At 55.3% G+C, this 25,407-nt stretch carries 25 protein-coding genes and 1 riboswitch; of the genes, 14 read left to right on the top strand and 11 right to left on the bottom strand.

The annotated features are described in order from the left end of the window. The gene (gene hutH, locus M4I31_RS15750) at positions 1–1,521 is read left to right on the top strand and encodes a histidine ammonia-lyase (RefSeq protein WP_085047476.1); all 1,521 of its coding nucleotides are present in this window, start codon (positions 1–3) and stop codon (positions 1,519–1,521) included. Between the two features lie 95 nt (positions 1,522–1,616). Here the strand turns inward: hutH and M4I31_RS15745 are convergent, their stop codons facing one another. Further along, positions 1,617–2,093, bottom strand: coding sequence for a kinase inhibitor (locus tag M4I31_RS15745; protein ID WP_038639028.1), 477 nt, complete (start codon positions 2,091–2,093; stop codon positions 1,617–1,619). A gap of 57 nt (positions 2,094–2,150) precedes the next feature. Further along, positions 2,151–3,440, bottom strand: a complete 1,290-nt coding sequence (bioA, locus tag M4I31_RS15740) for an adenosylmethionine--8-amino-7-oxononanoate transaminase (RefSeq protein WP_085047475.1) — start codon at positions 3,438–3,440, stop codon at positions 2,151–2,153. Positions 3,441–3,516: 76 nt separating this feature from the next. Here bioA and bioB point away from each other — a divergent pair, with 76 nt between their 5' ends. From bioB to uvrB, 5 genes are all read left to right on the top strand, one after another. Next, the gene (bioB, locus tag M4I31_RS15735; RefSeq protein ID WP_038639034.1) at positions 3,517–4,557 is read left to right on the top strand and encodes a biotin synthase BioB; all 1,041 of its coding nucleotides are present in this window, start codon (positions 3,517–3,519) and stop codon (positions 4,555–4,557) included. After that, entirely contained in the window at positions 4,554–5,711 is a 1,158-nt protein-coding gene (gene bioF / locus M4I31_RS15730) for an 8-amino-7-oxononanoate synthase (RefSeq protein ID WP_038639037.1), read from the top strand. Before bioB ends, bioF begins: the two co-directional genes overlap by 4 nt. After that, entirely contained in the window at positions 5,695–6,450 is a 756-nt protein-coding gene (gene bioC / locus M4I31_RS15725) for a malonyl-ACP O-methyltransferase BioC (protein WP_085047474.1), read from the top strand. Before bioF ends, bioC begins: the two co-directional genes overlap by 17 nt. Next, the gene (gene bioD / locus M4I31_RS15720) at positions 6,443–7,141 is read left to right on the top strand and encodes a dethiobiotin synthase (RefSeq protein WP_085047473.1); all 699 of its coding nucleotides are present in this window, start codon (positions 6,443–6,445) and stop codon (positions 7,139–7,141) included. The genes bioC and bioD overlap by 8 nt, the downstream gene beginning before the upstream one ends. Positions 7,142–7,758: 617 nt before the next feature. After that, positions 7,759–9,780: an excinuclease ABC subunit UvrB gene (gene uvrB, locus M4I31_RS15715; protein ID WP_085047472.1), complete on the top strand. Its 2,022-nt coding sequence runs from the start codon at positions 7,759–7,761 to the stop codon at positions 9,778–9,780. A 92-nt stretch (positions 9,781–9,872) separates the two neighbouring features. Here the strand turns inward: uvrB and yvcK are convergent, their stop codons facing one another. Further along, positions 9,873–10,781, bottom strand: a complete 909-nt coding sequence (gene yvcK / locus M4I31_RS15710; RefSeq protein ID WP_038639050.1) for a uridine diphosphate-N-acetylglucosamine-binding protein YvcK — start codon at positions 10,779–10,781, stop codon at positions 9,873–9,875. A 289-nt stretch (positions 10,782–11,070) separates the two neighbouring features. Further along, positions 11,071–11,216, top strand: a riboswitch (molybdenum cofactor riboswitch). Between yvcK and moaA the strand changes: the two genes are divergently transcribed. From moaA to M4I31_RS15680, 6 genes are all read left to right on the top strand, one after another. Beyond that, entirely contained in the window at positions 11,204–12,193 is a 990-nt protein-coding gene (gene moaA, locus M4I31_RS15705; protein WP_069323202.1) for a GTP 3',8-cyclase MoaA, read from the top strand. Its footprint overlaps the riboswitch before it by 13 nt. Before the next feature lie 18 nt (positions 12,194–12,211). Further along, positions 12,212–12,724, top strand: coding sequence for a molybdenum cofactor biosynthesis protein B (gene moaB / locus M4I31_RS15700; protein ID WP_003035187.1), 513 nt, complete (start codon positions 12,212–12,214; stop codon positions 12,722–12,724). 2 nt (positions 12,725–12,726) lie between these two features. Continuing rightward, entirely contained in the window at positions 12,727–13,212 is a 486-nt protein-coding gene (moaC, locus tag M4I31_RS15695) for a cyclic pyranopterin monophosphate synthase MoaC (protein WP_061381915.1), read from the top strand. Further along, complete coding sequence (moaD, locus tag M4I31_RS15690; protein ID WP_038639062.1) at positions 13,205–13,450, top strand: molybdopterin synthase sulfur carrier subunit; 246 nt, start codon at positions 13,205–13,207, stop codon at positions 13,448–13,450. The genes moaC and moaD overlap by 8 nt, the downstream gene beginning before the upstream one ends. 1 nt (position 13,451) lies before the next feature. Further along, complete coding sequence (gene moaE, locus M4I31_RS15685; protein WP_038639065.1) at positions 13,452–13,904, top strand: molybdopterin synthase catalytic subunit MoaE; 453 nt, start codon at positions 13,452–13,454, stop codon at positions 13,902–13,904. 41 nt (positions 13,905–13,945) lie between these two features. Continuing rightward, the gene (locus tag M4I31_RS15680; protein ID WP_038639068.1) at positions 13,946–14,650 is read left to right on the top strand and encodes a Bax inhibitor-1/YccA family protein; all 705 of its coding nucleotides are present in this window, start codon (positions 13,946–13,948) and stop codon (positions 14,648–14,650) included. Between the two features lie 41 nt (positions 14,651–14,691). Here M4I31_RS15680 and M4I31_RS15675 read toward each other — a convergent pair whose 3' ends face one another. The 3 genes from M4I31_RS15675 to M4I31_RS15665 are packed head-to-tail and all read right to left on the bottom strand — an operon-like array spanning position 14,692 to position 17,653. After that, positions 14,692–15,654: a YbhN family protein gene (locus M4I31_RS15675; RefSeq protein ID WP_038639070.1), complete on the bottom strand. Its 963-nt coding sequence runs from the start codon at positions 15,652–15,654 to the stop codon at positions 14,692–14,694. Next, positions 15,654–16,895 carry a cardiolipin synthase ClsB gene (gene clsB / locus M4I31_RS15670; RefSeq protein ID WP_038639075.1) on the bottom strand — a complete coding sequence of 414 codons (1,242 nt, stop codon included), beginning with the start codon at positions 16,893–16,895 and terminating at the stop codon, positions 15,654–15,656. The genes M4I31_RS15675 and clsB overlap by 1 nt, the downstream gene beginning before the upstream one ends. Continuing rightward, positions 16,892–17,653 carry an endonuclease/exonuclease/phosphatase family protein gene (locus M4I31_RS15665; protein ID WP_069323204.1) on the bottom strand — a complete coding sequence of 254 codons (762 nt, stop codon included), beginning with the start codon at positions 17,651–17,653 and terminating at the stop codon, positions 16,892–16,894. The genes clsB and M4I31_RS15665 overlap by 4 nt, the downstream gene beginning before the upstream one ends. Before the next feature lie 132 nt (positions 17,654–17,785). Between M4I31_RS15665 and M4I31_RS15660 the strand changes: the two genes are divergently transcribed. Beyond that, complete coding sequence (locus tag M4I31_RS15660) at positions 17,786–18,196, top strand: YbhQ family protein (protein WP_006685384.1); 411 nt, start codon at positions 17,786–17,788, stop codon at positions 18,194–18,196. On the opposite strand, the gene M4I31_RS15655 is transcribed toward M4I31_RS15660, so the two are convergent. From M4I31_RS15655 to cecR, 5 genes are read right to left on the bottom strand one after another with little or no spacing between them, the layout of a single operon-like run. Beyond that, a complete protein-coding gene (locus M4I31_RS15655; protein ID WP_003831543.1) occupies positions 18,158–19,264 on the bottom strand; it encodes an ABC transporter permease in 1,107 nt (368 codons plus the stop codon). The two genes, M4I31_RS15660 and M4I31_RS15655, sit on opposite strands and share 39 nt — an antisense overlap. A 10-nt stretch (positions 19,265–19,274) precedes the next feature. Then, complete coding sequence (locus M4I31_RS15650) at positions 19,275–20,408, bottom strand: ABC transporter permease (protein WP_038639081.1); 1,134 nt, start codon at positions 20,406–20,408, stop codon at positions 19,275–19,277. Then, a complete protein-coding gene (locus M4I31_RS15645) occupies positions 20,401–22,137 on the bottom strand; it encodes an ATP-binding cassette domain-containing protein (RefSeq protein ID WP_085047471.1) in 1,737 nt (578 codons plus the stop codon). The genes M4I31_RS15650 and M4I31_RS15645 overlap by 8 nt, the downstream gene beginning before the upstream one ends. After that, a complete protein-coding gene (hlyD, locus tag M4I31_RS15640) occupies positions 22,130–23,125 on the bottom strand; it encodes a secretion protein HlyD (RefSeq protein WP_069323206.1) in 996 nt (331 codons plus the stop codon). The genes M4I31_RS15645 and hlyD overlap by 8 nt, the downstream gene beginning before the upstream one ends. Continuing rightward, positions 23,122–23,799, bottom strand: a complete 678-nt coding sequence (cecR, locus tag M4I31_RS15635) for a transcriptional regulator CecR (protein WP_061381910.1) — start codon at positions 23,797–23,799, stop codon at positions 23,122–23,124. Before cecR ends, hlyD begins: the two co-directional genes overlap by 4 nt. Positions 23,800–24,020: 221 nt before the next feature. On the opposite strand from cecR, the gene rhlE reads away from it, so the two are divergent. After that, positions 24,021–25,361 carry an ATP-dependent RNA helicase RhlE gene (gene rhlE / locus M4I31_RS15630; RefSeq protein WP_085047470.1) on the top strand — a complete coding sequence of 447 codons (1,341 nt, stop codon included), beginning with the start codon at positions 24,021–24,023 and terminating at the stop codon, positions 25,359–25,361. Positions 25,362–25,407 lie beyond the last annotated feature (46 nt).

The raw sequence follows: 25,407 nt of genomic DNA, 5'->3' as shown, positions 1-25,407 counted from the left end.
ATGAATACCATGACATTAACGCCGGGCCAACTGACTTTTGCACAACTTCGTGACATCTGGCAGCAGCCGGTCCAACTAAGCCTTGATGCCAGCGCAATTGACGCCATTAATGCAAGCGTCGCCTGCGTCAATAACATTGTCGCTGAAGGCCGTACGGCATACGGCATTAATACCGGTTTTGGCCTGCTGGCGCAGACCCGTATCGCCACAGAAGATTTGCAGAATTTACAGCGCTCGTTGGTGCTTTCTCATGCGGCTGGCGTCGGCGAGGCGCTGGACGACGCGATGGTGCGCCTGATTATGGTGCTGAAAATCAACAGCCTGGCGCGCGGTTTTTCCGGTATTCGCCTGAGCGTGATTGAAGCGCTGATTGCGCTGGTGAATACAGAGGTGTATCCGCTGATCCCGGCGAAAGGCTCAGTGGGGGCATCGGGTGACCTGGCGCCGTTGGCGCATATGTCTCTGACATTGCTGGGTGAAGGGAAGGCGCGCTGGCAGGGGGAATGGCTCCCGGCGACCGAAGCACTGAAAAAGGCCGGGCTGGAGCCGATAACGCTGGAGGCGAAAGAAGGGCTGGCGCTGCTTAACGGGACTCAGGCTTCGACGGCTTTTGCGCTGCGTGGGCTAATTGAAGCTCAGGAACTGTTTGCGTCCGCGACGGTGTGCGGGGCGCTGACCACCGAAGCTGTTTTGGGCTCCCGTCGTCCGTTTGACGCGCGGATTCATGCCGCGCGAGGACAACGCGGGCAGATTGACGCCGCGGCGCTGTACCGCCATGTGTTGACGGATTCCAGCGCGCTTTCGCAGTCGCATCATAACTGTGAAAAAGTACAGGATCCATATTCTCTGCGCTGTCAGCCGCAGGTGATGGGGGCATGTCTGACGCAAATGCGCCAGGTGATGGATGTTCTGCTGGTGGAAGCCAACGCGGTTTCCGACAACCCGCTGGTGTTTGCCGAAGAAGGCGATGTGATTTCAGGCGGCAACTTCCATGCTGAACCCGTGGCGATGGCGGCGGATAACCTGGCGCTGGCGATTGCGGAAATCGGGGCCTTATCGGAGCGTCGCATTGCGTTAATGATGGATAAACACATGTCGCAACTGCCGCCTTTCCTGGTGAAAAATGGTGGAGTTAACTCCGGCTTTATGATTGCGCAAGTCACGGCTGCCGCGCTGGCGAGCGAGAACAAAGCGCTGGCGCATCCGCACAGCGTAGACAGCTTACCGACCTCCGCCAACCAGGAGGATCATGTGTCTATGGCGCCGGCGGCGGGTCGCAGGCTGTGGGAGATGGCGGCGAATACGCGCGGCGTGATTGCCGTCGAGTGGCTGGCGGCGTGTCAGGGAATCGATCTACGTGAAGGGTTAACCTCAAGTCCATTGCTGGAGCAGGCGCGCCAGGCGCTACGCGAGCAGGTTGCCCACTATACGCAGGATCGCTTTTTCGCCCCGGATATTGAGTCCGCGACCGAACTGTTAGCGCAAGGAACGTTGCTGAAATTGCTGCCCGAATTTCTGTAGAAAATTGCCTGATGGCGACGCTGAGGCGTCTTATCAGGCCTACGATCTGCTTTGTAGGCCGGATGAGGCGAAGCCGACATCCGGCCCAACAGAGATTAACTAAACATCGCCGTAATCGAGGCGCTGGCGAGCGAGTGGAAGTGAACATTAAATCCAACCATCGCGCCGCTGGCGTCCTCATCGACATCAATACGCTCTACATCCAGCGCGTGAACCGTAAAGATATAGCGATGAGTTTCCCCCTTCGGCGGCGCTGCGCCACCATAACCGGCTTTACCAAAATCCGTACGGGTCTGAATCACCCCGTCCGGCAGTGCAACCAGACCGGAACCGAAGCCTTGCGTGAGAACGCGGGTATCGGCGGGCAGATTTACAACTACCCAGTGCCACCAGCCGGAGCCGGTGGGCGCATCAGGATCGTAACAGGTCACGACAAAGCTCTTAGTCCCGGCGGGCACATCATCCCATGCCAGATGCGGGGAAATATTATCCCCGTCATATCCCATGCCGTTAAAGACGTGACGATGCCCAAGCTTCTCCCCATCGCGCAGATCGTTACTGATTAGTTTCATACTGACTCCTCTCGTTAGCCAAAAAGTGTAGCCAGAAACCGTATAGCTTACCGCTGTTTAATCGCTAAAAAATGTTGCATGGCGCACAGCCTCATTGACGGCTTGCGTAAGGCGGCGCAACTGCTCGGGCTGGATAATGTACGGCGGCATCAGATAGATCAGCTTACCAAACGGTCGTACCCACACGCCCTGTTCGACAAAGAACTTCTGTAGTGCCGCCATATTTACCGGCTGGGTGGTTTCTATCACGCCGATGGCGCCGAGCACGCGCACGTCGGCGACCCGGCTGGAGTCTGCTGCCGGGGCGAGTTCTGTACGCAACTGCGCTTCAATGGCCGCGACCTGCGAGCGCCACTCGCCGGTGTTGAGTAGCGACAGGCTGGCGGAGGCGACGGCACAAGCCAGCGGATTGCCCATAAAGGTCGGACCGTGCATGAAGCAGCCCGCTTCGCCGTTGCTGATGGTTTCTGCGACCAGACGGGTGGTCAGGGTCGCGGAAAGGGTCATCGTTCCGCCGGTTAATGCTTTGCCGAGGCACAAAATATCCGGCGTAATATCGGCGTGTTCACAGGCAAACAGCCTGCCGGTGCGGCCAAATCCGGTGGCGATCTCATCGGCAATCAGCAGGATGCCTTCCCGGTCGCACATCTTACGGATACGCTTTAACCACTCAGGATGGTATATGCGCATACCGCCAGCGCCCTGCACAATTGGCTCGAGGATCACCGCCGCAATCTCGTGACGATGCGCGGCCATCAGGCGGGCAAAAGGCACCATGTCCAGTTCGTCCCACTCGCCGCCCATGCGGCTTTGCGGCGCAGGCGCGAACAGGTTTTCCGGCAGATACCCTTTCCACAGACTGTGCATTGAGTTGTCGGGATCGCAGACCGACATCGCGCCGAAGGTATCGCCGTGATAGCCGTTACGAAATGTCAGGAAACGCTGACGAGATTCCCCTTTGGCCTGCCAGTATTGCAGCGCCATTTTCATCGCCACTTCCACCGCGACCGAACCTGAATCCGCGAGAAAAACGCACTCCAGCGCTTCTGGCGTCATGTCCACCAGTTGGCGACACAGCGCGATGGCCGGGGCATGGGTAATGCCGCCAAACATCACGTGCGACATGGCGTCAATCTGCGTTTTCATTGCGGTGTTCAACTGCGGATGATTGTAACCGTGGATCGCCGCCCACCAGGATGACATACCGTCAATGAGCCGCTCACCGCTGGCTAAAATTAGTTCACAACCTTCGGCCCGCGCCACCGGATACACCGGCAATGGGGAGGTCATGGAAGTGTAAGGGTGCCAGATATGGCGTTGGTCAAACGCAAGATCATCCGTTGTCATAATCGACTTGTAAACCAAATTAAAAAGATTTAGGTTTACGAGTCTACACCAAACTGACAACGAAACGTATACCAATATGGCTCATTCTTCTCGCTGGACAATGTCGCAAGTCACCGAATTATTTGAAAAACCACTGCTTGATCTCCTGTTTGAAGCGCAACAGATTCATCGTCAGCACTTCGATCCGCGGCAGGTACAGGTCAGTACGCTGTTGTCGATTAAGACTGGCGCCTGCCCGGAAGACTGCAAATACTGCCCGCAAAGTTCTCGCTATAAAACGGGTCTGGAAACTGAACGCTTGATGGAAGTGGAACAGGTACTGGACTCGGCGCGTAAGGCGAAGCAGGCCGGTTCAACGCGGTTTTGCATGGGGGCGGCGTGGAAGAACCCGCACGAGCGCGATATGCCTTACCTGGAACAGATGGTTCAGGGCGTGAAAGCGTTGGGGCTGGAAGCTTGCATGACGCTGGGAACGCTCAACGAAACCCAGGCTCAGCGCCTGGCCAACGCGGGACTGGATTACTACAACCATAACCTCGACACCTCGCCGGAGTTTTACGGCAATATCATTACTACCCGGTCTTATCAGGAACGTCTGGATACGCTGGATAAAGTGCGTGAAGCCGGGATTAAAGTCTGCTCAGGCGGTATTGTCGGATTAGGCGAAACGGTCACCGATCGCGCCGGTCTGCTGCTGCAATTAGCCAATCTGCCGACGCCGCCGGAAAGCGTGCCGATCAACATGCTGGTGAAGGTGAAGGGCACGCCGCTTGCCGATAACGACGACGTCGACGCGTTTGATTTCATCCGAACCATCGCCGTGGCGCGCATCATGATGCCAACCTCTTACGTGCGTCTTTCCGCCGGGCGCGAGCAGATGAACGAGCAAACCCAGGCGATGTGCTTTATGGCCGGCGCTAACTCGATTTTCTACGGCTGCAAACTGCTGACTACGCCGAATCCGAACGAAGATAAAGATTTGCTGTTATTCCGCAAGCTGGGTCTCAACCCGCAGCAAACGGCGGTGCTGGCGGGGGATAACGAACAGCAACAACGTCTCGAGCAGGCGCTGCGTACCCCGGATACCGATGATTACTACAACGCGGCAACCGTATGACCTGGCAGCAAAAAATTGGCGATGCGCTCACGGCGCGTCGTTGCGCTGATGCGTGGCGGCAGCGCTATGCGGTGACCCAGGGCGCCGGTCGCTGGCTGCAGGCCGACGGCCGCCAGTATCTGAATTTCTCCAGCAATGATTACCTTGGCCTGAGCCACCATCCGCAGATTATCTGCGCCTGGCAGCAGGGAGCTGAACGTTTTGGCGTCGGCAGCGGCGGCTCGGGTCATGTCAGCGGGTATTCCGTGGCTCACCAGGCGCTGGAAGAAGAGCTGGCGCAGTGGCTGGGCTATTCGCGGGCGCTGTTATTTATCTCCGGTTTTGCCGCTAATCAGGCGGTGATAGCCGCATTGATGGAAAAAGACGATCGTATTGTCGCCGACAGGCTTAGCCATGCCTCGCTGTTGGAGGCCGCCAGCCTTAGCCCGGCTGTTCTACGTCGCTTTACCCATAACGATCCGCATCATCTGGAGCGTCTGCTGACTGCCCCCTGTCCGGGGCAGCAGCTCGTGGTCACTGAAGGCGTATTCAGCATGGATGGCGACAGCGCGCCGCTCGCTGAAATCCACGCGGTGGCGGAACGACACGGTGCGTGGCTACTGGTGGATGATGCGCACGGCGTTGGCGTAACCGGTGCAGAAGGACGCGGCTCCTGCTGGCGACAGCAGGTCAAACCCGAACTGTTAGTGGTGACGTTTGGCAAAGGATTTGGCGTCAGCGGCGCGGCAATCCTGTGTTCTGACAGCGTGGCCGACTATCTGTTGCAGTTTGCCCGTCATCTGATCTACAGCACCAGTATGCCTCCGGCGCAGGCTCAGGCCCTGCGCGCCGCGCTGGCGGTGATCCGCAGCCGTGAAGGTGATGAACGCCGGGAAAAGTTAGCGATGCTGATCCAGCGTTTTCGCGCTGGGGTGAATACGCCGGGTTTAACGCTGGCGAATTCAACCAGTGCTATTCAGCCGCTGATTGTTGGCGATAACCATAAAGCTTTGCAACTGGCGGACACACTACGGCAACAGGGATGTTGGGTGACGGCAATTCGCCCGCCGACGGTGCCCGCCGGTACGGCCAGATTACGGCTGACGCTGACCCAGGCGCATGAGGTGCAGGATATCGATCGTCTACTGGAGGTGTTGCATGGCGCAGGTCAATAAACGGGCGATTGCCGCCGCGTTTGGCCGCGCGGCCACCCACTATGAGCAACACGCAGAGCTACAGCGTCAAAGTGCCGATGCGTTACTGGCGTTACTGGATGGCGGCACGTTCTCGCAGGTATTGGATGCGGGCTGTGGGCCTGGACGTATGAGTCGCTACTGGCGTGAGCAGGGGAGTGAGGTCTGCGCGCTGGATCTGTCGTCGCAAATGCTGGCTGAAGCGCAGCGTCACGATGTCGCCCACCACTATCTGCTGGCGGATATCGAAGCCATCCCGCAGGCAACCGCGAGCTTTGACCTGGCCTGGAGTAATCTGGCCGTACAGTGGTGTGGCGACCTGCGCGGCGCGTTAAGCGAGCTTTACCGGGTGGTGCGTCCTGGCGGGACGGTGGCGTTTAGTACCCTGGCGCAGGGGTCGATGCCGGAACTTCGTCAGGCCTGGCAGGCGGTTGACGATCGGGAGCACGCCAACCGTTTTTTGCCCGTGGCGCAACTGGAAAACGCCCTGTATGGCTGGGATGTTGAATACCAGTTTCATGCCGTCACGCTGTGGTTTGATGATGCGCTGAGCGCCATGCGTTCGCTAAAAGGCATTGGCGCGACGCATTTGCATGATGGGCGCGAGCAACGTGTGCTGACGCGCGCTCAGCTGCGCCAGCTACAGTTAGCCTGGCCCTGTCAGCAGGGGAAATATCCGCTGACCTACCATCTTTTTTTAGGAGTAATTCAACGTGGCTAAAACGTATTTTGTCACCGGGACAGATACCGAAGTCGGTAAAACTGTCGCCAGCTGCGCGCTGCTCCAGGCGGCGGGACAACTGGGGTTGCGCGCCGTTGGCTATAAGCCGGTGGCGTCAGGCAGTGAAATGACGGCTGATGGCCTGCGAAACAGCGATGCGTTGGAATTACAGCGCAATAGCGCTGTGACGGCGGACTATGCGGCGATTAATCCCTACTGCTTCGCTGAACCTACCTCGCCGCATATCATCAGCGCCGACGAAGGTCGCCCCATTTTGGCCTCCGTGATGTCATCGGGTTTACGCACGCTTGAAGCGCAGGCTGACTGGGTACTGGTGGAGGGGGCTGGTGGATGGTTTACGCCGCTTTCGCCAACGCTGAGTTTTTCCGACTGGGTCAAAACAGAACAGTTGCCAGTGATTCTGGTGGTTGGCGTTAAGCTCGGCTGCATCAATCACGCCATTCTGACCGCCCAGGCGGTGCAGCAGGCCGGACTGACGCTTGCCGGATGGGTAGCCAATGATGTGACGCCGCCCGGCAAACGTCATGCTGAATACATGGCGACGCTAAAGCGCGTGATCCCGGCACCTTTGCTGGGGGAAATTCCCTGGCTGGCAGAAGATCCTGAGCAGGCATCGACCGGACGTTATCTCGATCTCAGCATTTTGTCTTTGACGGCATCAGCAGGTTGAATCGAGAGGGGAAATAACACTGGTCGCTATTGCAGTACGCGGACAAGAAAATGGTGAAAATGCGAGCAAGATCTCGGCTCTCCCTGGCCGCCTCGTTAGCTGATAAATATCAAAAAATAGCGATAATTTTTTTTTAGCCCAGCGGAAAAGAGAGTCAGGGTGTTTTTGCCAGGCTACAGTCCACACGGGCTGGAAGCAGTTATCCACTATTCCTGTGGATAACCTTGTGTATTAGGGTTAGAAAACACAATGTAAGCGAGAGAAGACGCGGCCTGCGACTAAATTGATGCGAAAGACGGCTTGAGAAAATAATCTTTAAATTACAGATAGTTAGATAAAAGCAATGGCTGTCGCAGAAGTGTCATGTGTTGCCATAAAACTTTCATCGGCTGGCTTGACAAATGTTAAAAAAGGCATTGGTTTGGGGATAACACATTTTTGCTGGTGTTTTATCTTGTCTGGGGGCAAATTTTGGCCTGCAGTCACGGCTATTTTGCGGGTGTAACAGAAATATTCTGGCGCGTTACTGTTTTTTCATCCAGTATATTTTACTGGCAAAATATACGACTGCGAGTAAAATTACACACCTGCCCGCCCATTGCTTCAGGTAGCTGCTCATGAGTAAACCGTTCAAACTAAATTCCGCTTTTAAACCCTCTGGCGATCAGCCTGAGGCGATACGTCGCCTGGAAGAAGGTCTGGAGGACGGTCTGGCGCATCAGACGCTGCTGGGGGTGACGGGATCGGGGAAAACATTCACCATCGCGAATGTGATTGCGGACCTACAGCGTCCTACCATGGTGCTGGCGCCTAACAAGACGCTTGCCGCGCAGCTATATGGCGAGATGAAAGAGTTCTTTCCGGAAAACGCGGTGGAATATTTTGTCTCCTACTACGACTATTATCAGCCGGAAGCTTACGTACCGAGTTCTGATACCTTCATCGAGAAGGATGCCTCGGTCAACGAACACATTGAGCAGATGCGTCTGTCGGCGACCAAAGCGCTGCTCGAACGTCGGGATGTCGTTGTGGTGGCGTCGGTTTCCGCCATTTATGGTTTGGGCGACCCGGACCTGTATCTGAAAATGATGCTGCATCTGACGGTGGGGATGATCATTGACCAGCGCGCGATCCTGCGTCGTCTGGCGGAGCTGCAATATACCCGTAACGATCAGGCATTCCAGCGCGGGACCTTCCGCGTGCGCGGTGAAGTTATCGACATTTTCCCGGCTGAATCCGACGACATTGCGTTGCGCGTGGAACTGTTCGATGAGGAAGTCGAGCGTTTGTCGCTGTTTGACCCGCTTACCGGGCAGGTTGAATCGACCATTTCCCGCTATACCATCTACCCGAAAACGCACTACGTCACGCCGCGCGAACGTATCGTGCAGGCGATGGAAGAAATTAAAGTCGAGCTGGCAGACCGCCGTAAAAACATGCTGGCGAATAACAAGTTGCTGGAAGAGCAGCGCTTAAGCCAGCGTACACAGTTCGATCTGGAAATGATGAACGAGCTGGGTTATTGCTCGGGGATTGAAAACTATTCCCGCTATCTGTCCGGACGCGGTCCAGGCGAGCCGCCGCCGACGTTGTTTGATTACCTGCCGGCTGATGGTCTGCTGGTAGTGGATGAATCCCACGTCACTATCCCGCAAATTGGCGGTATGTACCGTGGCGACCGGGCGCGTAAAGAGACCCTGGTCGAATACGGATTCCGTTTGCCCTCGGCGCTGGATAACCGTCCGCTTAAATTTGAAGAGTTCGAGGCACTGGCTCCGCAGACCATCTACGTCTCGGCGACGCCGGGGAACTATGAGCTGGAGAAATCCGGTGATGACGTGGTTGATCAGGTAGTACGACCGACCGGCCTGCTGGATCCGGTGATAGAAGTGCGTCCGGTGGCGACGCAGGTTGACGATCTGCTGTCGGAGATCCGCACGCGTGCGGCGATTAACGAACGTGTGCTGGTCACCACGCTTACCAAACGCATGGCGGAAGACCTCACCGAATACCTCGAAGAGCACGGCGAGCGGGTGCGTTATCTGCACTCAGACATCGATACCGTGGAACGTATGGAAATCATTCGTGACCTGCGCCTGGGCGAGTTTGACGTGCTGGTGGGTATCAACCTGTTACGTGAGGGGCTGGACATGCCTGAGGTCTCGCTGGTGGCGATTCTGGACGCAGACAAAGAAGGGTTCCTGCGCTCTGAACGCTCACTTATCCAGACCATCGGTCGCGCGGCGCGTAACATCAACGGCAAGGCTATACTCTACGGCGATAAAATTACCGCCTCGATGGCCAGGGCGATTGGTGAAACTGAACGTCGTCGCGAGAAGCAGCAGCGCTATAACGAAGAGCACGGTATTACGCCGCAGGGGCTGAACAAGAAAGTGGTCGATATTCTGGCGCTGGGTCAGAATATTGCGAAGACCAAGGCGAAGGGCAAAGGGAAGTCACGTGCGGGTGCGAAGTCTGACGTTGTTGAACTGGATATGACGCCAAAAGCCCTGCAGCAAAAGATTCACGAGTTGGAAGGGCAGATGATGCAGCATGCGCAGAATCTCGAATTTGAAGAGGCTGCGACGATCCGCGATCAGTTGCATCAGCTGCGTGAGTTATTTATTGCGGCATCGTAATCCTGTGCCGGATGCGGGGTAACCCCCTTATCCGGCTTACGGGGTGCTTGCGTTTGTCGGCCTGACAAGCGCAGCGCATCAGGCAAATCCACTCAGCCTAATGCCTGTACCGCTTTCTCCAGCGCGCTGTGCAGCAACTGACGGTCATGACGGTACGGAATATCGCTGGCTTCCAGCACTTCCTGAATCACAATGCGGTCGGTAACGGCCGAAACATCTACTTTCGGGCCGACAACCACCGCGTCAATCACTTTTTTGCCAACGTACTGTTCGATGATTGCCAGCTTATCGTTAAGCGTCAGGCTGGCTGCTGGCAGGCTTAATTCGCGACCCAGATTGCCAATGTAGACCATCCTGGCGGGTGTACGCCGTAATGCCTGCGCCAGTTCGTCGAGCAGCAGGATCGGCATCAGGCTGGTATAAAAACTGCCTGGTCCTATCAGAATCAAATCTGCTTCGGCGATTGCCTCAACCGCTTCTCGCGTGGTAGGGACTTTTGGCGACAGCATCAGTTCCTGAGGTGGGATAGTGAGCTGATCGATATTCACTTCGCCATAGACTTCATGCCCCTGATCATCAATAGCCATCAGATCCACCGGCAGCTCTGACATCGGAATTAAATGCGCATCCACCTTCAGCAGGTTGCGAATTAAATTTATGGCTTCCAGAGGCCGCACGCTGAGGTGATCGAGCGCCTTTAACATTAAATTTCCGAGGTTATGTCCGGAAAGCTCGCCATTACCGCCAAAACGGTATTCAAACATAGCGGATGCAACGCTGGGTTGGGTAATTAACTGGTTCAGACAGTTACGCATGTCACCCCAGGCGATGCCGCCTTCAGAACGACGAATACGCCCCGTGGAGCCGCCATTATCGGTGGTGGTGACGATACCCGTCAGTCGTGAACCTAAAGGGGAAAGTGAGGAGAGAACGCGTCCTAATCCATGCCCTCCGCCGAGAGCGACAACGCGATCTAAATCTGCCAGCGTGCGAGTGCGCATAGAGTTTCCTGATATCAATTGATCGGCGCTACAGTACCGTAAATAGCGTGTTTTCAGCAATTATCCAGTTGGCATTTGCCGAAATTAATTTTCGGCGATCTACCCCTTTCTGACGACATGCACCTGACAGCAAGATGATGTATATCAATGCAAAACTGTGGTTTTTGCTTATTCTGTAGCGAAATTGCACGATCATGTCGCTATATACGTATTTATACAGCGTAAGTGTGCTTGGCATTATCGCCATTTACACGCTAGTATCGGCATAACCACTACGTACTCAAAGTATGATGAGTATAAACACTCTAGCCTCTGCACCTGGGTCAAATGATACGGTGCTTTGGCCGTGGCAATGCTCGAACGAGATTGTCACCAGGGCGCAGGAAGAAATGACTGCGTCTCCCGTATTTGGAAAGGTGTACATGGGCTCTCAACTTACCGATGCTTTCGCGCGTAAGTTTTACTACTTACGTTTGTCGATTACCGATGTGTGTAACTTTCGTTGCACCTACTGCCTGCCGGATGGCTATAAGCCCGGCGGGGTCACCAATAACGGCTTTTTGACCGTTGATGAAATTCGCCGCGTCACCCGTGCGTTCGCCAGTCTGGGGACGGAAAAAGTGCGCCTGACAGGGGGCGAACCCTCATTACGTCGCGATTTTACCGACATTATTGCCGCTGTGCGTGAAAACGACGCCATCCGTCAGATTGCGGTAACGACCAATGGTTATCGTCTGGCGCGCGATGCTGCGGCCTGGCGCGATGCCGGATTGACGGCACTCAACGTCAGCGTCGACAGTCTCGATGCCCGTCAGTTTCACGCCATTACCGGGCAGGACAAATTTCAGCAGGTGATGGCGGGCATTGACGCCGCCTTTGCAGCCGGTTTTGAAAAAGTCAAAGTCAACACTGTGTTGATGCGCGATGTAAACCATCATCAACTGGACACCTTCCTGGCGTGGATCCAACCTCGTCCTATTCAACTGCGTTTTATTGAACTGATGGAAACGGGGGAGGGCAGTGCACTTTTCCGTAAGCATCATATCTCAGGGCAAGTACTGCGCGATGAGCTTCTGCGTCGCGGCTGGATCCACCAGCTTCGCCTGCGCAGCGACGGTCCGGCTCAGGTTTTCTGCCATCCTGATTATGCTGGCGAAATTGGTCTGATCATGCCTTATGAGAAAGACTTTTGCGCCACCTGTAATCGTCTGCGCGTTTCCTCTGTCGGCAAGCTTCATCTGTGTTTATTTGGTGAAGGCGGCGTAAGCCTGCGTGACTTGCTGGAAGATGACGCTCAGCAATCCGCGCTGGAAGAACGCATTTCAACCGCGCTGCTGGAGAAAAAGCAGACCCATTTCCTGCATCAGAACAATACCGGTATTACGCAAAACTTATCTTACATTGGCGGCTGATCGCTAAAAGGAGTTTTCATGAGTCAGGTAAGCGCTGAATTTATCCCGACACGCATTGCTATTCTTACTGTTTCCAACCGTCGCGGCGAAGAGGACGACACCTCTGGTCACTACCTGCGTGACTCGGCGCAGGAAGCGGGCCATCAGATTGTTGACAAGGCGATTGTCAAAGAGAACCGTTATGCCATCCGCGCCCAGGTTTCCGCCTGGATTGCCAGTGACGATGTGCAGGTTGTGCTCATTACCGGCGGCACCGGACTGACCGAAGGTGACCAGGCGCCGGAAGCGTTGCAACCGCTGTTCGACAGAGAAGTTGAAGGTTTTGGCGAAGTATTCCGTATGCTCTCGTTTGAAGAGATCGGTACCGCGACGCTGCAATCCCGGGCAATTGCCGGGGTTGCGAATAAAACGCTGATTTTCGCCATGCCGGGGTCGACCAAAGCGTGCCGTACCGCCTGGGAAAATATCATTGCGCCGCAGCTTGATGCCCGTACGCGTCCGTGTAATTTCCACCCACATTTGAAGAAATAAGTATGTCGCAACTGACTCATATTAACGCCGCTGGCGAAGCCCACATGGTGGATGTCTCTGGCAAAGCAGAAACGGTACGCGAGGCGCGTGCTGAAGCCTTCGTGACGATGCGCAGCGAAACGCTGGCGATGATTATCGATGGTAGCCACCATAAAGGCGACGTTTTCGCCACGGCGCGCATTGCCGGTATTCAGGCGGCCAAACGAACCTGGGATCTTATCCCGCTGTGTCATCCGCTGATGCTGAGCAAGGTCGAAGTCAACCTGCATGCCGAACCGGAACACGATCGTGTACGCATTGAGACGCTGTGTCGCCTGAGCGGGAAAACCGGTGTGGAAATGGAAGCGTTAACGGCGGCCTCCGTGGCGGCGTTGACCATCTACGACATGTGCAAAGCGGTGCAAAAGGACATGGTGATTGGTCCGGTGCGCCTGCTGGCAAAAAGCGGCGGCAAGTCGGGAGATTTTAAGGTGGATGCGCATGATTAAGGTTCTTTTCTTTGCCCAGGTCCGTGAACTGGTCAATACGGACGCTTTAGAGGTCACCGCTGAATTTCCAACGGTCGAAGCGCTGCGCCAGCATCTGGCGGCGCAAGGCGATCGTTGGGCGCTGGCGCTGGAAGACGGCAAGCTGCTGGCGGCGGTGAACCAGACGCTGGTCAGTTTTGACCATCCCCTTAATGCAGGTGATGAAGTGGCTTTCTTCCCACCGGTAACCGGAGGTTAAGATGGCTGAGACGCGAATTGTTGTTGGGCATGCGCCGTTCAGCGTAGGGGAAGAGTATCCCTGGCTTGCCGAGCGTGATGAAGACGGCGCCGTAGTGACCTTCACCGGTAAAGTGCGTAACCACAACCTCGGCGACAGTGTGCAGGCATTAACGCTGGAACACTATCCCGGCATGACCGAAAAAGCGCTGGCGGAGATTGTCGACGAGGCGCGTACGCGCTGGCCGCTGGGACGGGTGACGGTGATCCATCGCATTGGCGCGCTGTGGCCCGGCGATGAAATCGTTTTTGTTGGCGTGACCAGCGCGCATCGTAGTAGCGCGTTTGATGCCGGGCAGTTCATTATGGATTATCTGAAAACCCGCGCACCGTTCTGGAAGCGCGAGGCCACGCCGGAAGGTGAACGTTGGGTGGATGCTCGTGACAGCGATAAGCTAGCAGCAAAACGCTGGTAGAGTACAATTGTTGTAGGCTCATACTGATTCAGGAGATTGTCATGGACCGATTCCCACGATCCGATTCTATTGTGCAGGCGCGTTCCGGCCTGCAAACGTATATGGCGCAGGTTTATGGCTGGATGACCTGCGGGTTGTTGCTGACGGCGTTTATCGCCTGGTATGCGGCAAATACGCCCGCGGTGATGATGTTTGTCTTCTCCAGTAAAATCACCTTCTTTGGCCTGATTATCGCCCAACTGGCGCTGGTGTTCGTTTTGTCCGGCATGGTGCAAAAGCTGAGCGCCGGTGTGGCAACCACGCTGTTTATGCTCTATTCGGCGTTAACCGGGTTAACGCTGTCGAGCATCTTCATCGTCTATACCTACTCGTCTATCGCCAGTACCTTTGTGGTCACCGGCGGGATGTTTGGCATCATGAGCTTGTACGGTTATACCACTAAGCGCGATCTCAGCGGTTTCGGCAATATGCTGTTTATGGCGCTAATCGGTATTGTGCTGGCTTCACTGGTTAACTTCTGGCTGAAGAGCGAAGCGTTGATGTGGGCGGTAACCTACATTGGGGTGATTGTGTTTGTCGGTCTGACCGCCTATGACACGCAGAAGCTGAAAAACATCGGTGAGCAGATCGATCTGCGTGACAGTTCTAATCTGCGCAAATACGCGATTCTTGGCGCACTAACGCTGTATCTGGACTTTATCAACTTGTTCCTGATGCTGCTGCGTATCTTCGGCAATCGTCGTTAATTCTCTGTTGCCGGATAAGGCATTACGCCGCATCCGGCAAATCATTTCGCCATTGCCTTCTCGTTTTTCGCCCGCAGCTTTTTCGCCCGACTTTCCAGCAACAGGTAGCAAATAAGCGCCAGCAGCAGCGGAATAAAATAATAGAGGACGCGATACGCAAGCAGGGCGGCGATAATCTTGCCTTGAGAAGTATCTTCTCCCGCCAGCAACGCCATAAAAACCGCCTCCAGCACGCCGATCCCCGCCGGAATATGTACGATAACCCCGGCAATACTGCTCACCAGTAGCACGCCCAGCACGAAGAAATAGTTGATATCCTGACCCAGCAACAGCCAGATAATGGCTCCCATCACCATCCAGTTGGTACTGGATATCACCATTTGCGCGATGGCAAATTTCCAGGAAGGCAGCACCAGCTTTTGGCCCCTGATGGTGATGTGGCGATGTTTCGCGAAGGCGCAAAACCACAGATAAACGACAATAATCAGTAGCAGCGCAATGCCTAAAATGCGCAGCGTACCTTCATCGATATACCAATGCGCGGGCAGCTCGACCACGCCAAAGGTAAAAATAAAGCCGCCCAGCAGAATATAGCCCAACCAGTTGGTGGTAATACTCAGTGAAAAAATCCGCGTAATAGTGCTCCCCGGCAACCCGAGGCGCGAGTAGAGCCGATAACGCATCCCAATACCGCCCACCCAGGTGCTTAACGTCAGGTTGAAGGCGTAACAGATAAACGACACCAGCATGACCTGACGTTTTGCCAGCTTGTGCCCACAGTAATGTCGGCCGAGCAGGTCATAGCAGCCGTAGAGTAAATAACTGACGATTACCAACCCCACGGCGCTGAGCAGGGCAGTCCGATTGTAATCCCGGATTACCGTCCAGACCTCTTCCCAATTGACCTTGCTGGCATAAATGACCAGCAACACGATGACGGCAATGAAAAATAGCCACGTGAGTATTTTTTTCGCTAACCGCCAGCGCGGATGTGCTTTGGCCATCAGGATTTTCCTCCGACATCCTCAGTTTGAATGCGATCCTGCGTTTCCATGGCAGGCTGTGCGGGCGGTTCTACCTCGGTCAGATGTGGTGTATGTGCGGGAAGCCAGCCGACCAGCGCCGGGAAATGGCGTAAAAAGTGGAACGCCAGCACGCTTTTGGTCAGGTTCCACCAGGTGCGTTTGGGCAGCATGGATTCATCAACCCGCTTGCAGTCCTGCGCAATAATCGGGTTCAGGTTATCGCGCAGAGTCTGGTTAAACGCACGGTCATGAATAATGAGATTCGCTTCCAGATTCAGCGACAGGCTGAGCGGGTCAAGATTGCTGGAGCCTACCGTCGCCCAATGATCGTCCATCAGCGCTACCTTGCCATGCAGAGGTTTACGGCGATATTCATAGACATGGACGCCGCCTTTTACCAGATAGTTGTACAAGAGGCGGGCGCCCACTTTCACAATCGGCATATCCGGTTCACCCTGCACAATGAGTTTTACCCGAACGCCGCGTCGGGCCGCTTTACGCAGGGCATGCAGAAAGCGATAGCCGGGAAAGAAGTAGGCATTGGCAATGATCACTTCCCGTCTGGCCTGGGTAAGCATTTTCAAATAATGACGTTCAATATCATCGCGATGCTCTTCGTTGTCGCGCCAGACAAACAGCACCTGCGCTTCGCCAGGCCGATGATTTTCGACTGCGCGATGATGACGTCGCCACCAGCGGCGTACGGCGCTCTGACCCGGCAAGTTTTCTAGCACGAATGTCAGGATGTCGGCCACGATGGGACCTTCAACGCGCACGGCGTAATCCTGCTTGGCCTCAGGGCCGTAATCAGACATATGTTCAGCGGAATAATTGATGCCGCCGACGAAAGCAACGCGGTCATCAATGACCACAATTTTGCGATGCATACGGCGAAAGAGATTGGTGCGCATGCCGAACAGACGCGGGCGCGGATCGTAATAGCGGAAAACAATGCCGGCTGCGGTTAGCTCATTAACGAAACTGTCGCTGAGGTCCGGCGAACCATAGCCATCCAGCAGCACTTCCGCTTTAACACCGCGACGTGCTGCACTCAGCAGCGCGGCATGCAGCTGTTTTCCGACCGCATCTTCAAACCAGATGAAGGTCTCGAGGATAATTTTTTGTTGTGCCTGTTCAATGGCGTCAAACACGGCGGGGTAGTACTGATCGCCGTTTTCCAGCAGTTGAATTTGATTGCCTTCACGCCAGCCAAATTTCATAAATGAATCTCCGCACTCAGAGGGGCATGATCGGACAAATGTCGCCAGTGACGCAGCGCCAGCGTCGTTGGGGTACTGGCATTCGCGTTTTTCACATAGATCCTGTCGAGACGCAGCAGGGGAAACTGCACCGGAAACGTCCGCGCCGGGCGACCGTGGGCGCGGGTAAAGATCTCGTCAAGATCGGCATTGGCTTTCAACGGATGATTAGCTTTTTGTCGCCAATCGTTGAAATCACCGGCGACCACGACGGGCTCACCCTCAGGTAAGGCATTCACCCACTCTGCCAGCATAGCGAGTTGGGCCTGACGGTGGGCTTCACGCAAACCGAGATGGACACACATCACGTGAACCGGGTGGGAGAGCATCGGCGGCACGATGCGGCAGTACAGGACCCCGCGTTTTTCACTCGCGCCGACCGACACATCGCGATTTTCATAATGTTCAATAGGATAGCGCGACAGCACAGCGTTACCGTGATGCCCCTGCGGATACACGGCGTTACGTCCATAAGCGAAGTCGCTCCACATGGTATCCGCCAGAAATTCGTAGTGCGTGGTGTCCGGCCAGTTTTCCACATGCAGAGGATGCACCTCGTGCGCGCCCATGACCTCTTGCAGGCACACAATATCCGCACCGACCGTTCTGACGGCCTCTCGCAGCTCAGGCAAAATAAAACGCCGATTGAAGGCGGTAAATCCTTTATGAGTATTAATGGTGAGCACATTGAATGAAAACCGTTCTGTTTGTCTGGCCATGATTCTCCCGTTGGCATCACTTTCCTGATTAAAATAGTGTAGTCGTCGTCACAAAAAGATGCGGTGTTGCGGAATTTTCCGTAAAGTCCGGTACTCTGAACAATTAGTCGAAAATCCTTCAGGAGAAAAGCCATGAGGTGGCAACAACGTGTTCGTGTCGCAACGGGTCTAAGTTGCTGGCAGATTGTGTTGCATTTACTGGTAGTGGCATTGCTGGTAATGGGCTGGATGAGCGGCACGCTGGTGCACGTCGGCCTGGGATTATGCGTCGTTTACGGCGTAACGGTTTTATTAATGCTGGCCTTACAACGTCACCATGAACAGCGCTGGCGCGACGTGGCGGATGTGCTGGAAGAACTCACTACGACGTGGTATTTCGGTGCCGCGATGATTGTACTGTGGCTGCTGTCGCGCGTGCTGCAAAACAACGTCTTGCTGGCTCTGGCGGGGCTGGTGATCCTTGCCGGACCCGCCGTGGTGTCGCTGCTGGCGAAAGATAAAAAGCTACATCACCTTGCGTCGAAACATCGCATACGCCGCTGAGCCGGTTGTGGCCGCGATCACCAACAGCGGCCACAAACTTCCCCAGACAATCTTCAGACTCGCATCCTTCAGGTAAATCTGTTTCGTGATGTCCGTAAAATGGCGGATCGGGTTTATCCACGTCAGATTCTGCAACCATACCGGCATGTTTTCGACCGGCGAGACGTAGCCTGAGAGCAATATCGCCGGCATCATGAAGACAAATACGCCGATAAACGCCTGCTGCTGGGTGGCGCACAGCGATGAAATCAGCAGACCAAAACCGACCAGCGACAGCCCATAAATCACCATCGTGAAATAGAACAGCCCCAGTGAACCGGCAAACGGAATGTGATAAGCCCAGATGCCGATCGCCAGCACAATGGTGGCCTGAAAAGTGGCCACAATCAGCGCGGGCACTGCCTTGCCGATGAAAATCTGCCAGGTGGTGAGCGGGGAGACCAGCAGTTGATCGAGCGTGCCCTGTTCGCGCTCGCGCGCCACCGACAGCGAGGTGACGATCATCACGCCGATGGTGGTGATCATGGCGATCAGCGACGGAACCACGAACCATTTGTAGTCCAGATTCGGGTTATACCAGTTACGCACCACCAGTTCGCTGTTGTTCGGTTTTGGCTTGCCGTCCATCAGCTCCTGCTGGTACTCCTTCACGATCTGCTGCAGGTAATTGGCGGCAATTTGCGCGCTGTTCGAGTTACGTCCATCGAGGATAATTTGCATGGGCGCTTGCTGGAAGGTATCCAGATTCCGCGAGAAGTTGGCCGGGAAGCGCACCAGCAGCAGCGCTTTTTGCGTGTCGATGGTGGGCTGGATCTCCTGTGGGCTTTTCAGTAACAGAACATGCGTAAAGGCGCTGGCGCGGGCGAAGCGCTGGGTAAGCTCCACCGAGTGTTTGCCATTGTCTTCGTTATAGATAGCGATAGTGGCGTTGGTCACTTCCAGCGTCGCGGCGAACGGGAACAGAATGACCTGAATCAGCACCGGTAGAATCAGAATGGCTCGCGTCTGCGGCTCGCGTAATAGCGATTGCAGCTCTTTACGAATTAATGTCCATAAGCGATGAAACATGCCCGTCCCCTTAATCCAGCCGACGTTTGGTTTTAAGCCACGTCAGGCCAATAAACATTACCGCCGAAGCGATTAAAAACAGCACGTTGATAATCAGCACCACCGGAATGTTGCCCGCCAAAAAAAGGCTTTGCAGGGTGCTGACGAAATAGCGCGCCGGAATAATGTAAGTCACCGCGCGGATAATCGCCGGCATGCTGTCTATCTGGAAGATAAACCCCGACAACATAATCGAGGGCAGGAAAGCGGCGTTCAGCGCAACCTGCGCGGCGTTAAATTGATTACGGGTGATGGTGGAGATAAGCAGGCCCATGCCGAGCGTACTGAGCAGGAACAGGCTGGTGATAAAAAACAGGATTAACAACGAGCCGCGATAGGGCACGCCAAGAATAAACACCGACACCAGCATACACAGCAGCATCGCCAGCATGCCTAAAAAGTAATAGGGGATCAGTTTGCACAGCAGCAGCTCGACGCGGGTAACTTCGGTAGACAACAGCGCTTCCATGGTGCCGCGCTCCCATTCACGCGCCACCACTAACGAGGTGAGGATCGCGCCAATCACCGTCATGATGATGGTTACCGCTCCGGGAATTATAAAGTGCTGGCTGATAGCCGCCGGGTTAAACCAGTAGCGGGTCTGCACATCGATTAACGGCTTAAATGATTCCCCGCGATCCTCAGCCCGCTGTTGCTGCCAAATCTGCCAGATGCCTTCGACATAACCCTGCACAAAGTTGGCGGTATTCGGTTCGCTGCCGTCAGTGATCACCTGAATTGGGGCTGTGTCGCCAGGTCGCGCCATTTGTTGGGCAAAATCTACCGGGATCACCACCAGCCCGCGAATGCGTCCGGCCTGCATTTTCTCAATCAATTCCTGACGGTTATCGCTGATGGTGGCGTCAATGTACGGCGAACCGGTCATGGTGTGGGTGAAATCCAGCGCCTCTTCGCTCTGCTGTTCGAGCAAAATTCCCACTCGCAGCTTGCTGGAGTCGAGGTTGATCCCGTAGCCGAAGATAAACAGCAGCAACAACGGGATCACCACCGCAATCAGCCAACTGCTGGGATCGCGGACGATCTGGCGCGTCTCTTTTACGCACAGCGCGCGTACGCGTCGCCATGAGAGCGCGGAGTTACTCATGCGTATGCTCCTTATCCCAGTCATTGATGAGCGTAATAAACGCCTGCTCCATGGTGGGGTCCGGCGTGTCGTTATCGGCAGCCTTTGCTTTCAGGTCGTCCGGCGTGCCGCTGGCGATCAGTTTGCCGCGATACACCAGTCCGATGCGATCGCAATATTCCGCCTCATCCATAAAGTGGGTCGTCACCATTACCGTGACGCCTTTTTCCACCATGCTGTTGATATGCAACCAGAATTCTCGACGAGTAAGGGGATCAACCCCGGAAGTGGGTTCATCGAGAAACAGGATATCTGGCTCATGCATCAGCGAGCAGGCCAGCGCCAGACGTTGTTTAAAGCCCAGCGGTAGCTCGTCGGTAGCGTGGGAGGCGATGCTTTTCAGGCCAAATGCCTCACTCATGCGATCGATCTTCTCTTTCTGCGTTCGACCGCGCAGGCCGTAGACGCCGGAGAAAAAACGCAGATTCTGTTCAACCGTCAGGTTGCCGTACAGGGAGAATTTCTGCGCCATATAGCCCAGATGCTGACGCGCTTTGCCGGAGCTAACCTTGAGATCCATATCCAGCACCAGCGCTTTGCCGGAGGTAGGAACCAGCAGACCGCACATCATTTTAAAGGTGGTGGATTTCCCGGCGCCGTTGGGGCCTAACAGGCCAAAAATCTCGCCGCGCTGTACGGCAAAGTCTACATGGTCGGTAGCGGCAAAATCGCCAAACTTTTTGGTCAACGCTTTGGCTTCGATCACGGTTTCGCCAGGCGTGCCTTCCACGGTATGCAGGATGGCGCCCAGCGGTGACTCTGATGTTCCGGCCCCGCCGAGTAGATCGATAAAAGCATCCTCGAAACGGGGAGCGGTTTCGTTGATGGTTATCTCCGGCATACCGTTCGCGTCTTGAATCTGCTGGGCCGTGGCCTCTTTTTTCAGGATCAAACGGACGGATTTCCCCTGAATCATCCCGTCGCTGACCTGCGGCAGTTTTAACACGCGTTGCAACAGTCGGCGGTTATTTTCCTGCGGGCTGCTCATTAAAAAACTGCGTCCGGCCATTGTCTGCGTAAGCTGGGTCGGATCGCCCTGATACAGCAATTCGCCTTCGTTCATCAGCAGCACATCACGACACTGTTCGGCTTCATCCAGATAGGAGGTACTCCAGAGGATCAGCATCCCGTCGCCCGCCAGTTCATGGACCATTTGCCACAACTCGCGGCGGGATATCGGGTCGACGCCCACGCCGGGCTCATCCAGCAGCAACACTTTGGGCTCGCCCACCAGCGTACAGGCAAGCCCGAGCTTCTGTTTCATGCCTCCGGAAAGCTTGCCTGCCAGTCGTCCGGTAAACGGACCCAGCGAGGTAAATTCCAGTAACCGGGCAAAGGTTTTTTCTCGCACGTCGCCGGTGACGCTGCGCAAATCGGCATAGAGATTGAGGTTCTCCATGACCGTCAAATCTTCGTACAGGCCAAATTTCTGCGGCATATAACCCAGCACGGCGTGCAGGGCGCTGTCGTCTTTGATGGGATCAAAGCCAATTACCGCAGCACTTCCGGCGTCGGGTTTTAACAAACCCGCCAGCATCCGCATCAGCGTGGTTTTGCCCGCGCCGTCCGGCCCGACAAGCCCGGTCACGTAGCCGGCATGAACGGTACAGTCGAGCGGGGCGACGGCCGGTTTTTCCATTCCGGCAAAGTTTTTCGTCAACCCATTCAGCGTAATGACGGCGTCAGTCATGCCGTGCCTCATCGCCAAACTTTATTGTTACCGGCATCCCCTGGCGCAGCGCATCGTCTGCGTCGGTCACCACAATGCGCAGACGATAAACAAGGTCGGTGCGCAGGTCAGGGGTCTCGACCGTTTTCGGGGTAAACTCGGCGGTAGGCGACACGAAGCCAATTTTACCGTGATAAGGCTTGTCCGGGCGGCCATCGGTGTAGAGCAGGATTTCGCGTCCTGGCTGCGCCTGGCTCAGATTTCGTTCGTCAACGTAGGCGCGAATCCAGACCGGACGCGTGAGTGATAGCGTCAGTACCGTGCCGCCTTCGTTCAGCATGCTACCCGGTTCAACCGCCCGGGTGAGAATCGTGCCGTCAGACGGAGAGGTTAACGTGGTGTCATGCAAATTCAGTTCAGCCTGCGCCAGCTCAGCTTGTGCTTGTTCGAGCGTGGCTTTTGCCTGCTCAATATCCTGCACACGATTACCACTGCGATACTGGGCGAGTTTATCCTGCGCGGATTTCAGTGAGGCCAGCGCCTGGTCACGTGATGAACGGGCGTTTTCCAGATCGTTAGCGGAGATGGTGCGGCTTTTCCACAGTCCTACCTGGCGATTGTAAAAGTTTTGCGCATAATCATAGGCGGCCTGCGCCTGTTTGACCGCCGCTGCGGTTTGCGCAATCTCTTCTTCACGATAACCGGCCAGCATCAGATCGTACTGTGCCTGGGCGGCGGCAACATTCGCTTTTGCCTGCATTAGCGCGTTTTCATACGGCGCGTGGTCCAGTTCGCCCAGCACCTGACCAGCGGTAATGGCGTCGCCTTCGTCAACCGCCAGCGAGGCCAGCCTGCCGCCGACGCGAAAACTCAGATTGACGCTACGGATATCGACGTTGCCGTAGAGCGTCAGACCGTTATCTTGCCGACTTTGATACCACCACGTTCCTCCAGCAATCACGGCAACGAGGGCCGCGATAACCAGCCCGAGAACGACAGGTTTTTTCATGACTCCAGACTCCTTTGCGTTAAACCTTGCAGAATAAGATCGATGTGACAGGTAACGGTGTGCTCAATCAGCGCGGTTTTATCCTCATCAAATTGTGACCAGCCCGTACGCAACAGAATAGTTTCTTTCCCCAGACGAAAGGCCAGCACCTCGCCGAGTATGGCGTGGGTGTGCAGAATCATTTGGGTGTCGTTGGCATCGCGACCAGTATAGGCAGCAATCAGGCGCGTCAGGTGGGTATGCAGCGGATTGATAACCTGGTCGTGCACCAGTTGATAAGCCGCGGTGGGTGAAAGCTGTTCACGTGAGATAAATTTGCTCAGGTTAACGGTGTCGTCCTGGGTTAACAGCATGATCATATTTTTACAGGCGCGCAGGATAAGTTCGCGCATCGCGCCACGATCGGGCTCCGGCTGAGCAAACAGACGTTCGGCTTCTTCCGCATGCGGGCGAAACTGTGAGCCAATAAAATCGGCAATCCACTGGGCGCAGGCGAGGTATAAATCCTCTTTTGAGCCAAAATAGTAGGTGATGGCCGCAATGTTTTGTCCGGCCTGCGCGGCGATATCGCGCGTTGTGGCGTGCAGACCATACTCGCCAAACTGCGCCAGCGCGGCGGCAATGAGCTGGTTTTTCGCCTGTTCGCCTTTGGTTGTCATAGTGGGTGTATTCATTGCACGGCTCTGATCTTAATCAATCGATTGATTAAGATTATGACTGATATGCCACCTTGTCCAGTCCGCGAGGTTATTTTCCGATGAAGGGATAATTTATGCGGTGCATCACAAAAACTGCTACACTCCGCCCCTTCATGACATTGTGGTTTTTGTCATCTCTATTGTGTGTATCTCCCTGAAAACGACACCGGTAACGGTCAGGGCGGTTCGGAGTTGTTATGTCTTTTGATTCCCTTGGTTTGAACCCTGAGATTTTACGTGCCGTTGCCGAGCAGGGTTACCGTGAACCTACCCCTATTCAGCAGCAGGCGATCCCCGCCGTGCTGGAAGGCCGCGATCTGATGGCCAGCGCCCAGACCGGTACGGGGAAAACAGCAGGCTTTACCCTGCCGTTGTTGCAGCATCTTGTGACTCATCAGCCGCATGGTAAAAGCCGTCGTCCGGTTCGTGCGCTGATCCTCACGCCGACTCGCGAGCTGGCGGCTCAGATTGGCGAAAACGTACGTGATTACAGTAAGTATCTCAATATTCGCTCGCTGGTGGTTTTCGGCGGTGTCAGCATTAACCCACAGATGATGAAGCTGCGTGGCGGCGTAGATGTGCTGATTGCCACCCCGGGTCGTTTGCTCGATCTGGAACACCAGAATGCGGTGAAACTGGATCAGGTTGAGATCCTGGTGCTGGATGAAGCTGACCGCATGCTGGATATGGGCTTTATTCATGACATTCGTCGCGTTCTGGCGAAACTGCCGGCAAAACGCCAGAACCTGCTGTTCTCGGCAACGTTCTCTGACGATATTAAATCGCTGGCCGAAAAGCTGCTGCATAACCCGCTGGAAATCGAAGTGGCGCGTCGTAATACCGCGTCTGAGCAGGTGACTCAGCATGTGCATTTCGTGGATAAAAAACGCAAACGTGAACTGTTGTCGCAGATGATTGGTCAGGGCAACTGGCAGCAGGTGCTGGTGTTTACCCGTACCAAACACGGTGCAAACCATCTGGCGGAACAACTGAATAAAGACGGCATTCGCAGCGCGGCGATCCACGGTAACAAATCTCAGGGGGCGCGTACGCGTGCGCTGGCCGATTTTAAATCCGGTGATATTCGCGTGCTGGTGGCGACCGATATTGCCGCGCGCGGGCTGGATATTGAAGAGCTGCCGCACGTGGTGAACTACGAGTTGCCAAACGTCCCGGAGGATTACGTGCACCGTATTGGTCGTACCGGTCGTGCGGCCGCTACTGGCGAAGCGTTGTCTCTGGTGTGCGTCGATGAACACAAACTGTTGCGTGATATCGAGAAGCTGCTGAAAAAAGAGATCCCACGTATTGCAACGCCAGGCTACGAGCCAGACCCGTCTATCAAAGCTGAGCCGATTCAGAACGGTCGCCAGCAGCGTGGCGGCGGTCGCGGCCAGGGCGGAGCAGGACGTGGCCAGCAGCCGCGTCGTCAGGATGGCGGCGCGCCGAAAGGGAAACCGCGTAGCGGCGAAGGCAAACCGGCAGGCGATAAACCTCGTCCACCGCGCCGTCCGCGCAGACCGTCTTCAGCAAAGTAATTCACCTGCTGTATGACAGTATAAACATGCTATCCGGTCTACACAT

Source organism: Citrobacter sp. XT1-2-2 (genome assembly GCF_023516235.1).
Classification (GTDB): domain Bacteria; phylum Pseudomonadota; class Gammaproteobacteria; order Enterobacterales; family Enterobacteriaceae; genus Citrobacter; species Citrobacter werkmanii.
The sequence above is the reverse complement of the archived record's forward strand: the minus strand, read 5'-3'. Positions and strand labels throughout refer to the sequence as shown.

Coding starts and splice junctions, on each gene's coding strand:
- hutH (WP_085047476.1), top strand. CDS start 1: ATGAATACCATGACATTAACGCCGGGCCAACTGACTTTTGCACAACTT.
- M4I31_RS15745 (WP_038639028.1), bottom strand. CDS start 2,093: ATGAAACTAATCAGTAACGATCTGCGCGATGGGGAGAAGCTTGGGCAT.
- bioA (WP_085047475.1), bottom strand. CDS start 3,440: ATGACAACGGATGATCTTGCGTTTGACCAACGCCATATCTGGCACCCT.
- bioB (WP_038639034.1), top strand. CDS start 3,517: ATGGCTCATTCTTCTCGCTGGACAATGTCGCAAGTCACCGAATTATTT.
- bioF (WP_038639037.1), top strand. CDS start 4,554: ATGACCTGGCAGCAAAAAATTGGCGATGCGCTCACGGCGCGTCGTTGC.
- bioC (WP_085047474.1), top strand. CDS start 5,695: ATGGCGCAGGTCAATAAACGGGCGATTGCCGCCGCGTTTGGCCGCGCG.
- uvrB (WP_085047472.1), top strand. CDS start 7,759: ATGAGTAAACCGTTCAAACTAAATTCCGCTTTTAAACCCTCTGGCGAT.
- yvcK (WP_038639050.1), bottom strand. CDS start 10,781: ATGCGCACTCGCACGCTGGCAGATTTAGATCGCGTTGTCGCTCTCGGC.
- moaA (WP_069323202.1), top strand. CDS start 11,204: ATGGGCTCTCAACTTACCGATGCTTTCGCGCGTAAGTTTTACTACTTA.
- moaB (WP_003035187.1), top strand. CDS start 12,212: ATGAGTCAGGTAAGCGCTGAATTTATCCCGACACGCATTGCTATTCTT.
- moaC (WP_061381915.1), top strand. CDS start 12,727: ATGTCGCAACTGACTCATATTAACGCCGCTGGCGAAGCCCACATGGTG.
- moaD (WP_038639062.1), top strand. CDS start 13,205: ATGATTAAGGTTCTTTTCTTTGCCCAGGTCCGTGAACTGGTCAATACG.
- moaE (WP_038639065.1), top strand. CDS start 13,452: ATGGCTGAGACGCGAATTGTTGTTGGGCATGCGCCGTTCAGCGTAGGG.
- M4I31_RS15680 (WP_038639068.1), top strand. CDS start 13,946: ATGGACCGATTCCCACGATCCGATTCTATTGTGCAGGCGCGTTCCGGC.
- M4I31_RS15675 (WP_038639070.1), bottom strand. CDS start 15,654: ATGGCCAAAGCACATCCGCGCTGGCGGTTAGCGAAAAAAATACTCACG.
- clsB (WP_038639075.1), bottom strand. CDS start 16,895: ATGAAATTTGGCTGGCGTGAAGGCAATCAAATTCAACTGCTGGAAAAC.
- M4I31_RS15665 (WP_069323204.1), bottom strand. CDS start 17,653: ATGGCCAGACAAACAGAACGGTTTTCATTCAATGTGCTCACCATTAAT.
- M4I31_RS15660 (WP_006685384.1), top strand. CDS start 17,786: ATGAGGTGGCAACAACGTGTTCGTGTCGCAACGGGTCTAAGTTGCTGG.
- M4I31_RS15655 (WP_003831543.1), bottom strand. CDS start 19,264: ATGTTTCATCGCTTATGGACATTAATTCGTAAAGAGCTGCAATCGCTA.
- M4I31_RS15650 (WP_038639081.1), bottom strand. CDS start 20,408: ATGAGTAACTCCGCGCTCTCATGGCGACGCGTACGCGCGCTGTGCGTA.
- M4I31_RS15645 (WP_085047471.1), bottom strand. CDS start 22,137: ATGACTGACGCCGTCATTACGCTGAATGGGTTGACGAAAAACTTTGCC.
- hlyD (WP_069323206.1), bottom strand. CDS start 23,125: ATGAAAAAACCTGTCGTTCTCGGGCTGGTTATCGCGGCCCTCGTTGCC.
- cecR (WP_061381910.1), bottom strand. CDS start 23,799: ATGAATACACCCACTATGACAACCAAAGGCGAACAGGCGAAAAACCAG.
- rhlE (WP_085047470.1), top strand. CDS start 24,021: ATGTCTTTTGATTCCCTTGGTTTGAACCCTGAGATTTTACGTGCCGTT.